This is a genomic window from Streptomyces sp. NPDC002790 (genome assembly GCF_040295505.1).
Taxonomy (GTDB): domain Bacteria; phylum Actinomycetota; class Actinomycetes; order Streptomycetales; family Streptomycetaceae; genus Streptomyces.
Window position 1 is genome coordinate 89,495 of the sequence record NZ_JBEOVM010000015.1, and the last position, 10,512, is coordinate 100,006.

7 protein-coding genes are annotated in these 10,512 nt (G+C 72.9%); 5 read left to right on the top strand and 2 right to left on the bottom strand.

The features are described 5' to 3' along the window. Positions 1 to 157 precede the first annotated feature (157 nt). A complete protein-coding gene (locus tag ABT004_RS10870) occupies positions 158 to 3,214 on the top strand; it encodes an SCO1167/SCO6262 family helicase (protein WP_351334017.1) in 3,057 nt (1,018 codons plus the stop codon). Beyond that, positions 3,211 to 4,542: an SWIM zinc finger family protein gene (locus tag ABT004_RS10875; protein ID WP_351334019.1), complete on the top strand. Its 1,332-nt coding sequence runs from the start codon at positions 3,211 to 3,213 to the stop codon at positions 4,540 to 4,542. Before ABT004_RS10870 ends, ABT004_RS10875 begins: the two co-directional genes overlap by 4 nt. A 202-nt stretch (positions 4,543 to 4,744) precedes the next feature. Here ABT004_RS10875 and ABT004_RS10880 read toward each other — a convergent pair whose 3' ends face one another. Together ABT004_RS10880 and ABT004_RS10885 are read right to left on the bottom strand one after the other, a co-directional pair. Continuing rightward, positions 4,745 to 5,377 (bottom strand): cysteine peptidase family C39 domain-containing protein, encoded by a 633-nt coding sequence (locus ABT004_RS10880; RefSeq protein WP_451189844.1) that lies wholly within the window; start codon positions 5,375 to 5,377, stop codon positions 4,745 to 4,747. A gap of 1 nt (position 5,378) precedes the next feature. Beyond that, entirely contained in the window at positions 5,379 to 6,587 is a 1,209-nt protein-coding gene (locus tag ABT004_RS10885; protein WP_351334022.1) for a pyridoxal phosphate-dependent aminotransferase, read from the bottom strand. 106 nt (positions 6,588 to 6,693) lie between these two features. Between ABT004_RS10885 and ABT004_RS10890 the strand changes: the two genes are divergently transcribed. The 3 genes from ABT004_RS10890 to ABT004_RS10900 all read left to right on the top strand — a co-directional run. Beyond that, positions 6,694 to 7,356 carry a winged helix-turn-helix transcriptional regulator gene (locus ABT004_RS10890; protein WP_351334024.1) on the top strand — a complete coding sequence of 221 codons (663 nt, stop codon included), beginning with the start codon at positions 6,694 to 6,696 and terminating at the stop codon, positions 7,354 to 7,356. Between the two features lie 249 nt (positions 7,357 to 7,605). Beyond that, positions 7,606 to 8,388, top strand: a complete 783-nt coding sequence (locus tag ABT004_RS10895) for an MHYT domain-containing protein (protein ID WP_351334027.1) — start codon at positions 7,606 to 7,608, stop codon at positions 8,386 to 8,388. Positions 8,389 to 8,454: 66 nt separating this feature from the next. After that, positions 8,455 to 10,512, top strand: a 2,058-nt coding sequence (locus ABT004_RS10900) for a sensor histidine kinase (RefSeq protein WP_351334029.1), incomplete at its 3' end; no start/stop codon positions are given.

Here is a 10,512-nt window from a genome sequence, read left to right on the forward strand (position 1 = left end):
ATCCCCATTGTCCCCGGGTGGGGGCGCGCGGGCCTGCCGGGTGGGGCGGACCGGGCACCCCGGGCGGCCCCGGGCACGGGATCAAGGATTGTCAGACCCGCCCCGTAAGGTCTTAGGGGTCGTCGAGGCCTGAGCGGAGAGAGAAGAGGGAGGTGGCGTGAGCGTGCCGGAGCTGTCGGGTGTCCCGCTGAGCGCCGCCGCCGTCTTCCTGCCCGATCCGCTGCCGCGCGCGGGGCGGATCGCCTTCTGGGCCCCGGACGCGGATGCGTCGGAGGCGTCGGACGAGTGGGGTGGGGCGGGCGGGTCGGCCATTCCGGGGGCTGACGGTGAGCTGACCGTCGTGCGGTCGCACGGCTCCACTGTGCGCAGCCGCAAGGTTCCCGCGCTCGTGCTGCCCGTCCTCGACGCGCTGCCGCTGCTGCTGCGGGCCCGTCGCACCCGGGGCGCCCATCCGGCGGCCGCCGCCTGGGGCGCGGCCGCGGCGCACGCCCTGCACCTGGTGGCGCGGGGCCGCCTGCTGCCGGGCCTCACCGCCTCCGACCACGACGCGTGGCGCGCGGGCCCGCTCGACGAGGACGACGTGGCGCAGGTGCGGGGCATCGCCGCCGCCCTGCCGCCCGAGGGTTACGCGACGCCGGTGCCGGGGAGCAGGCCGCTGCGGGTCCCGCAGCCGGAGGCGCTGGTACGGGCACTGCTCGACGCGGTGGCCGACGCGCTGCCGCGCAGCCCGGCCGCGGCGCACGCGGCGGGCGCCCCGTTCGCGGCCGCCGCCGCCCAGCACATTCCGCGGGCACGCCCCTGGGCCGTCGAGGCGGCGGCCGGGCTCGACGCGGGCGTGAAGGTGTCGCTGCGGCTGGACTTGTCGCAGGCAGCGTTGTTCGACGGGGACGATGGGCCGGGGCCGGGGCCGGGACCGGAGCCGGAGCCGGAGCCGGAGCCGGCGTCGGAATCGGCTCCGGTGTCAGCGTCGGATCCGGGATCGGCGTCGGAGCCGGTGTCGGCGCTGGTGGGGGAGTCGGTCCCAGAGCCGGAATCGGAGTCGAGGGCGGAGTCCGGGGAGCGTGCGGGAGCGCGCCGCGCGGGCGCCGCGATCGTTCAGGTGCACAGCCTCGCCGACCCCACGCGGGTGGTCGACGCCGCGGGACTGTGGGCGGGGGAGGCCGGCGAGCACTTCGGGCCGCGCGCCCGGATCGACGCGGTGCTCGCGGTGCGACGTGCCGCGCTCGCCTGGCCGCCGCTCGGCCGCCTCCTGGAGCAGGACGTGCCGGACGTGCTGGCCCTGTCCGACAGTGAGCTGACGGATCTGCTCGGGCCCGGCGCCGCGCGTCTCGCCAAGGTGGGCGTCACCCTGCACTGGCCGCGCGACATCGCCCGCTCCCTCACCGCGACCGCCGTGGTGCGCGCGCAGGCCGCGCCCGGCTCGGCGACCGACGGGACGCCGTTCTTCGACAGCGATGAGCTGCTGAAGTTCAACTGGCAGGTGGCGCTCGACGGGGACCCGCTGACCGAGCGCGAGATGGACCTGCTCGCCGAGTCGCACCGCGCGGTCGTGCGGCTGCGCGACCAGTGGGTGGTCGTCGACCCCGATCTCGTCCGCAAGGCCCGCAAGCGGGAGTTGGGCCTGCTTGAGCCCGTCGACGCGCTGGCCGTCGCGCTGACCGGCGAGGCCGAGATCGACGGGGAGCGGGTCGCGGCCGTGCCCACGGGCCGCCTCGCCGAGCTGCGCGACCGGCTCACCCGCGGCATCGACACGGTCGAGCCGCCCGAGGGCCTGCACGCGACACTGCGCGACTACCAACTGCGGGGCCTCGCCTGGCTCGACCTCATGACCTCGCTCGGCCTCGGCGGCTGCCTCGCCGACGACATGGGCCTCGGCAAGACCGTCACGCTCATCGCGCTGCACCTGCGCCGCGCCAGGCCCGCGCCCACGCTCGTCGTCTGCCCGGCCTCCCTGCTCGGCAACTGGCAGCGGGAGATCGAGCGGTTCGCCCCCGGCGTTCCGGTGCGCCGCTTCCACGGCGTGGACCGCGCCCTGACCGGCGTCGAGGGCGGCTTCGTCCTCACCACGTACGGCACGCTGCGCACCCGCGCCGGCGAACTCGCGGGACACACCTGGGGCATGGTCGTCGCGGACGAGGCGCAGCACGTGAAGAACCCCAACTCGGCGACGGCGAAGGCGCTGCGCACGATCGAGGCCCCCGCGCGCGTGGCCCTCACCGGCACACCGGTGGAGAACGACCTGTCGGAGCTGTGGGCCCTGCTCGACTGGACGACACCCGGCCTGCTCGGACCGCTCAAGGCGTTCCGCGCCCGGCACGCGCGCGTGGTCGAGGGCGAGGTCCCCCTCCAGGGCCAGGGCGGGACGAACCCGGAGGCGATCGAGCGGCTCGCCCGCCTGGTGCGCCCGTTCATCCTGCGCCGCAAGAAGTCCGACCCCGGCATCGTCCCCGAACTGCCCCCGAAGACCGAGTCCGACCATCCCGCGCCGCTCACCCGCGAGCAGGTGTCGCTCTACGAGGCCGTGGTGCGCGAGTCGATGGCGCAGATCGAGGAGGCCGAGGGCATCGGCCGACGCGGCCTGATCATGAAGCTGCTCACGTCCCTGAAGCAGATCTGCAACCACCCGGCGCAGTACCTCAAGGAGGGCCAGGGCGACGGCTCCCGCCCGCGTCTGGCGGGCCGCTCCGGCAAACTCGCCCTCCTGGACGAGCTGTTGGACACGATCGTGGCCGAGGACCGCTCGGTGCTCGTCTTCACCCAGTACGTGTCCATGGCCAAGCTGCTCGCCACCCACCTGACCACCCGCGGCATTCCCAGCCAACTGCTGCACGGCGGCACCACGATCGTCGAGCGCGAGCGCATGGTTGACCGATTCCAGTCCGGTGAGGTGCCCGTCTTCCTGCTCTCTCTGAAGGCGGCCGGCACCGGACTCAACCTCACGCGCGCGGGGCACGTGATCCACTTCGACCGCTGGTGGAACCCGGCCGTGGAGGAGCAGGCCACCGACCGTGCGTACCGCATCGGGCAGACGCAGCCCGTGCAGGTCCACCGGTTCATCGCCGAGGGCACCATCGAGGACCGGATCGCCGAACTCCTCGCCACCAAGCGGGCGTTGGCGGACGCGGTGCTCGGCACCGGCGAGGCGGCGCTCACCGAGCTGACCGACCGGGAGCTCACGGACCTCGTGACGCTGCGCAGGGAGGCCACACGATGAGCCCGACGCGAAGGTCCCAGGGGTCGCACAGGACGCCCCGGCCGCACGTCCCGGGACGCGCGGGCGCCGATGAGCAGGCCCGCGCCCGGCACCTCGACGCGCGCCGCACGTTCCCGCCGCTGCCGCCCCGCGCCGAGCCCGGCGGCAGCTTCGCCCTCACCTGGTGGGGCAACGCCTGGGTGGACGCGCTGGAAGACACGGCCCTCGACCCGGCCCGCCTCGCCCGCGGCCGCGCCTACGCGGACCGTGGCCACGTCGACGCGATCACCGTCACCCCGGGCCGCGTCGTCGCCTACGTGCACGGCTCGCGCCCCCGCCCCTACCGGGCCGAACTGCGCCTGCGGGAACTTCCGGACGAGTCGTGGGACCGCTTCCTGAGTACGGCCGCGGCCCGCCCCGAACACCTGGCGTCGCTGCTCGACAAGGACGTGCCGCACGCGCTGGCGGCGGCCGCCGATCTGCTGCCCACGGTCGACGACCTCACCCCCGAGTGCACCTGCCCGGACCGCGGCCACCCCTGCAAGCACGCGGCGGCGCTCTGCTACCAGACGGCCCGGCTCCTCGACGAGGACCCGTTCGTCCTGTTCCTGTTGCGCGGCCGCGGCGAGCAGGAGCTGCTGCGGGCGCTGACCCGGCGCAGCTCGGTGCACGAGGCGGAGGAGCGTTCCAAGGCGCGGGCCCCCGAGCTCGACTCGCTCCCGGCGAAGGAGGCGTACGCGAGCGCGGGGGCCGGGCAACTGCCGCGGCTGCCCCCGGAGTTCCCGCCGCCGCGGTACCCGGAGCGGCCGCCCTCCTACCCGCAGGCGCCGGACGCCCCCGACCCGCTCGCGCTCGACCTCCTCGCCACGGAGGCGGGGGTCCGTGCCCACGCGCTGCTCACCACCGGCGCCGATCCGATCGCGCCGCTCACCCCGTGGCAGGACGCGGTTCGCCTCGCGGCGGCGCACCCCGGTTCGGGGCTCACGGCGGCGACCCGTGCGCTGTATGCCTCGCTGTCACGTGGCACGGGGCGTACGCCCACGGATCTGGCGCGGGCCGTCGCGGCGTGGCGGCAGGGTGGGCTCGAGGGGCTCTCGGTCCTGGAGGAGGAGTGGGATCCGCCGGCCGGGCCGTTCGACCGGGCCCGTCCTGCGCTTCTTGCCGTGGGGCACCCGGACTTCCGGCCTCACCGCAACCATCTGTCGACGCTGACGGTGCAGCTCCGTCTGGGGCGGGACGGGTGGTGGTACGGGTACGAGTCCGATCCCGGGCGGGACGAGTGGTGGCCCCGCGGGGAGCCGGGTCGGGATCCGGTGTCGGCATTGGACTCCCTGCTGGGCCGGGGCTGACACCAGGCCCGGCCCCCCGGCCACGGGGCTCCGCCCCGGACCACGCGCCTCAATCGCCGGCGCTATTTATAGCCCCTGCGGCGAGACCGGTGCGGCCCACTGAAGCCCCTGCGGCGATTGAGCAGCGGGGTCCGGGGCGGAGCCCCGATCTTTTGGGCCGGCGCCGGGTGGGAGCGTGCCGAGCGCGGCTATGTGGTCGCCGTCACCGGCTCGCCCCCGCCAGGGACATACCGCGGCCTGCGAAGAACTCTCCGAAGCGCTCCACCGGCAGGTCAGCCGTGCGGGTCGCCGCATCCGTGCCCGACGGGTTGTGGAAGTGGTAGCCGGAGCCGTCCGGTGTGCGGGACGTGACGAGGACGAGGTGGCCGCCGCGGCCGGGGGCCGGTTCGTGCGGGCGGCGGATCGCGTAGTGCACGGAGGCGATGACCAGGCGGCCCACGTCGAGCAGTTCGCCGATCTCGTCCGCGCGCAGCGTGCGGTGCACCTCCGCGTCGACGCCGTGCACCTCCCGTACGTACTCCACCGCGGGCGCGTAGATCATGCCGCGGATGTCGCCCTCCACGTCCACCCGGTACGCGCCGAACTTCAGCGTCCCGTCGCGCAGTTCGAAGAGCGAGGGGGCGCCCGGCCCGAGCGCCATGCGCAGGCACGTCGCCCCGCACAGGTGCCCGCACCAGCGCGCGTAGTCCTCGACCGTCGCCGCGCCCGACTGCCGCCACGCGGGATCCCGTGCCCGGTCGAACCGCCCGGACACGATGGGCCCGACCAGCTCGGGGGAGGCGAACTGCGTGTGGCTGGGGTGCCCGCAGGTGCTGCACGAGGTCGAAGTGATCACGTCACTGACGGTATCCGCTCAGGAAGCGTCCGATGCGGCTGATCGCGGCATCGAGATCATCGGCGTAGGGGAGGGTCAGGATGCGGAAGTGGTCCGGGGTCGGCCAGTTGAAGCCGGTGCCCTGGACGACCTGGATCTTCTCGCGCAGCAGCAGGTCGAGGACGAACTTCTCGTCGTCGACGATCTTGTGCACCTTCGGATCGATCCGCGGGAAGGCGTACAGCGCACCCTTGGGCTTCACGCAGCTGACGCCCGGGATCTCGTTCAGCTTCTCCCACGCCTTGTCGCGCTGTTCGAGGAGCCGGCCGCCGGGCGCGGTGAGTTCGCGGATCGACTGGCGGCCGCCGAGCGCGGCCTGGATGGCGTACTGGGCGGGCGCGTTCGGGCACAGGCGCATGGAGGCCAGCATGGTGAGGCCCTCCAGGTAGCTCTTCGCGTGCTGCCGCGGGCCCGTGACCACCATCCACCCGGACCGGAACCCGGCCACCCGGTACGTCTTCGACAGGCCGGAGAAGGTGAGGACGACGAGGTCGGGGGCGAGGGTGGCGGCGGTGTGGTGCACCGCGTCGTCGTAGAGGATCTGGTCGTAGATCTCGTCGGCGAACACCATCAGGCCGTGCCGGCGGGCGAAATCGAGGATGCCCTCGACGATCTCCTTCGGGTAGACCGCGCCGGTCGGGTTGTTGGGGTTGATGATGACGACCGCCTTCGTGCGGTCGGTGATCTTCGATTCCATGTCGGCGAGGTCCGGGTACCAGTCCGACTGTTCGTCGCAGAGGTAGTGGACGGCCTTGCCGCCGGAGAGCGTCGTGACCGCCGTCCAGAGCGGGAAGTCGGGCGCCGGGATGAGGACTTCGTCGCCGTCCTCCAGGAGCGCCTGGATCGCCATCGAGACCAGTTCGGACACGCCGTTGCCGAGGAAGACGTCGTCGACCCCGACGTCGAGGCCGAGCGCCTGGTAGCGCTGGGCGACGGCGCGGCGTGCGGAGAGGATGCCGCGCGAGTCCGTGTAGCCGTGGGCCTGCGGGAGCATCCGGATCATGTCCTGGACGATCTCCTCCGGCGCCTCGAAACCGAACAGGGCCGGGTTGCCGGTGTTCAGGCGCAGCACGCTGTGGCCCGCCTCCTCCAGCGCGTTGGCGTGCTCGATCACCGGGCCGCGGATCTCGTAACAGACCTCGCTCAGCTTGCTCGACTGCCGGAACTCCATGCGCTTGCCCTCCAGGCGGACCAGGTGTCACTGTGCTGAACCGTTGTTGCTTGGTTTTACCAAGTGTGCGCTTGGAAAGTCCAACAAGTTGCATAGACTGCGCGCCATGCCACGCCGAAGCTACGACCAGTACTGCGCCGTCGCCCGCGCGCTCGACGTCGTCGGGGACCGCTGGACGCTCCTCATTGCGCGCGAACTCCTCGCCGGGCCGCGCCGCTACACCGATCTGCACGCCGACCTGCCGGGCGTCAGCACGGACATGCTGGCCACGCGGCTCAAGGACATGGAGCGCGACGGCCTCGCCGAGCGCCGCCGGCTCCCCGCGCCCGCCTCGGCGTACGTGTACGAACTCACCGAGCGGGGGCGCGGATTGCTGCCCGTGCTCCGGGCGCTCGGCGAGTGGGGCGCCCCGGAACTCGCCGAGCGGCGGCCCACCGACGCGGTGCGGGCGCACTGGCTGGCATTGCCGCTGGCCCGGCAGTTGGAAGCACTGGGGGAGTCGGGTGCGGTGGAGGTCCGGGTCGACGAGGGGGTCTTCCACGTACGGGTGGGTGGGGAGCCCAAACATCCCGTGCATCCCGCACGTCCCGTATACGGGGACGGGGCCTATCCGGACGGGGAGCCGGACGCGCGGCTGACGCTCGGGGAAGAGGTGTGCGGCGAGGTCGCCCGAGGGGTGGTCGGTCTGGTCGAGGCGGTGCGCGGCGGACACGTCACCGTGACCGGAGACGGTGCGCTGGCGAAGGCGCTGCGTGGCGGAACTTCCTGAACTGGAACCCCTCTACGTAGATCGGTGGCAATGTCCGGACCGTCCCGAGGCGCGGCGTGACAAGAGTCGCAACATCATTCGGGGTCACAGGACGCGCCTACTTGTGAAGGCCCCATGGACTCGGGCTCTACCGGTCGGTAACCCCTCTGGTGCAGGCCAATTACCGCTCTGAACAGGCCCTCTTATGCGTGTTAGCGTCCCGGTCGACCGGGGGGCCGATGTGAAGAGTGAGAGGGACCCGTAGCGAATATGGGGCACATGCACCACATGACGGGCGGCTGGATCACTCCGCTCCTGTCGTACGTGATGGCTGTCGTGGGATCCGCTCTGGGCCTGCGCTGCACCGCGCGCGCCCAGGCCGCCGGGCAGAGGTCCAGGCGGAACTGGCTGGTGACCGCTTCCGTCGCGATCGGCGCCGGGATCTGGACGATGCACTTCATCGCGATGCTCGGCTACGCCGTCGACGGCACCGCGATCCGCTACGACATCCCGCGCACACTCCTGAGCCTGCTCGTGGCGATCCTGGTGGTCGGCGCCGGCATGTTCGTCGCCGGGTACGGCAGGTCCCGCGCCCTCTCCGTCGTGCTCGGCGGACTCGGAACCGGGCTCGGCGTCGCCGCGATGCACTACATCGGCATGTCGGCCGTGCGGCTCAACGGGTCCCTGTCCTACGACCCCGTGCTCGTGGCCGTCTCCGTGGTGATCGCCGTCGTCGCCGCGTCCGCCGCGCTGTGGGCCGCGCTGTTCGTGCGCGGATCCGTGGTCGCCGCCGTCGCCGCCCTCGTGATGGGCCTCGCGGTGAGCAGCATGCACTACACCGGAATGGCCGCCGTGAAGGTGAGCGTGCACCCGGGAACCGCGCCGTTGTCCGGCGCCACCGCGACCGCGTTCATCCTGCCCCTGGCCGTCGTGCTCGGCTCCTTCCTCTTCCTCACCTGCGCGTTCGTCGCGCTGTCGCCGACGGCCGACGAACGCGCGCGGAGCGCGGCCGCGGCCCGCCCGCTGCACGAGGTCGAACTGCCCGCCACGTAGGCGCGGCGCCCCTTGGGCGTACGCCACCACCCCCACACCACTCAGGCCCGGCCGAGGAGCTGTCCCATGCCCGCGCGCTTTCCGCTGCCCGAACGGCTGCGCTCCAAATCGATCAGAGCCAAGGTCGTCACCCTGCTCACGGTCCCCGTCGTCTCCGTGATGGCGCTGTGGGGCCACGCCGCGGTGACCACGGCGTCGCAGATATCCGACAAGGAGCAGTTGAAAGAGGTCAACTCGGCGCTCGTCGCGCCGATTTCACGGTTCACCGGCGCCGTGCAGGACGAGCGCGCCGCCGCCATGAAGTACCGCGTGGCCCACGACGCCACCACGCGGCAGGACTTCACGGAGTCAACGGCCCGTACAGACAAGGCGGTTGACGCCCTCGACGCGGGACTCCGCTCCATCAGCACCGACCTCGCCGACCTCGACGCGGCGCTGCCCGACCGCATCCAGAAGCTGAAGTTCAGCGCCGGCTCGCTGTCCGGGCCGCGCCAGAAGGTGGGGGCGCCGGGCGCCGTGCAGGCCATCGGCGGATACGACACCGCGGTCCAGCGGGCCATGTCCGTACGGGCCGGACTCGCCGCGGCCGACAGTGGCACGGCCCGTACGCTGCTGCAACTCGCCCGCGCACACGACGCGTTGAGCCGCCAGAACGCGCTGCTCGGCGCCGTGCACGCGGCCGACGAGAAGATGACGCCGAGTCAGTACCGCGACTTCGTGGGCGACGTGGCGGTGCAGCGCAGCCTCACCGAGGCCGCGCTGCCCGAACTGAAGGGCGCCGACGCCACCGCGTTCCGTGCGGCGCTCGGCACCGCCGGCGCCAAGGACCTGAGCCACGTGCAGGACATGGTCCTCGCCGCGGGCGCCTCGCAGGCCGCCGAAGCGGTGCCCGCCGGGCGCTGGCAGGCGGACGCGCGGGACACCCTGGCCGCCCTGGACAAGGCCGGGTCCCGCGCGATCGACGAGGCCGCGGGCGCCGAGCCGTACTCCCTTTCCTCCCTGGGCAGTTCGGGCATCGCCGTGCTCCTCGGCCTGCTCGGTGTGATCGTGTCGCTGCTGCTCTCCGTACGGATCGGGCGCGGCCTCGTCGCCGACCTCACGGGGCTGCGCGACACCGCGCTCGACATGGCGGCGACCCGGCTGCCCGCCTCCATGCGGCGCATCCACAACGGCGAGGACGTCGACCTCGACAAGGAGGCACCGCTCGACGAGACGCCGCACAGCGACGAGGTCGGGCAGGTCGGCGCGGCCCTCACCACCGTGCAGCGCGCGGCGCTTCGCGCGGTCGCGGACCGGGCCGCGGTCCTCACGGGTGTCTCCGGGGTGTACGTGTCGCTGGCGCGCCGCAGCCAGGTGCTGCTGCACCGCCAGCTCGACCTCCTCGACGCGATGGAGCGCCGGACGGAGGACCCGACGGATCTTGAGGACCTGTTCCGCATCGACCACTTGACGACGCGTATGCGTCGGCACGCCGAGTCGCTGCTCATTCTCTCCGGGTCGGCTCCGGGGCGCGCCTGGCGCAATCCGGTGCCGCTGATCGACGCGGTCCGTGCGGGGCTCGCCGAGACGGCCGACTTCGACCGGGTCCAGCTGCAGGACATCCCCGAGCTCTCCCTCGCGGGCTCGGCCGTCGCCGACGTGGTCCACCTCGTGGCCGAACTCGCCGAGAACGCCTCGGCGTTCTCGCCGCCGCACACGCCTGTGGTGGTGCGCGGTGAGCCGGTCGGGGCTGGGGCCTGTCTGGAGATCGAGGACCGTGGCCTCGGGATGAGTGACGAGGCGTTGGCCGACGCCAATGCGCGGATCCTCGCGAGTGACATCGACCTGTTGGACTCCCGCAAGCTGGGGTTGTTCGTGGTCAATCGGCTTGCGGGGCGGCAGCGGTTGGACGTCACGCTGCGGCGTTCCATCTACGGGGGCATCACCGCGGTGGTCTTCATCCCGCAGAACCTTCTGGAGGCGATGCACGTCGGCCGCCCTACGCCCCGGGGCTCCGCCCCGGACCCCGCTGCTCAATCGCCGCAGGGGCTTGAATTCCGCCTTGGGCAATCTGCCGCCTTGGGCGGCAGGGTGGGCAAGGCGGCACCCCGGCGCGGCGCGCCCGATACGGACGGCCCCGAGCCC

What these genes read in the sequence shown, in the direction of transcription:
- ABT004_RS10875 (WP_351334019.1), top strand. Translation starts at nt 3,211, where the DNA reads ATGAGCCCGACGCGAAGGTCCCAGGGGTCGCACAGGACGCCCCGGCCG.
- ABT004_RS10895 (WP_351334027.1), top strand. Translation starts at nt 7,606, where the DNA reads ATGGGGCACATGCACCACATGACGGGCGGCTGGATCACTCCGCTCCTG.
- ABT004_RS10890 (WP_351334024.1), top strand. Translation starts at nt 6,694, where the DNA reads ATGCCACGCCGAAGCTACGACCAGTACTGCGCCGTCGCCCGCGCGCTC.
- ABT004_RS10885 (WP_351334022.1), bottom strand. Translation starts at nt 6,587, where the DNA reads ATGGAGTTCCGGCAGTCGAGCAAGCTGAGCGAGGTCTGTTACGAGATC.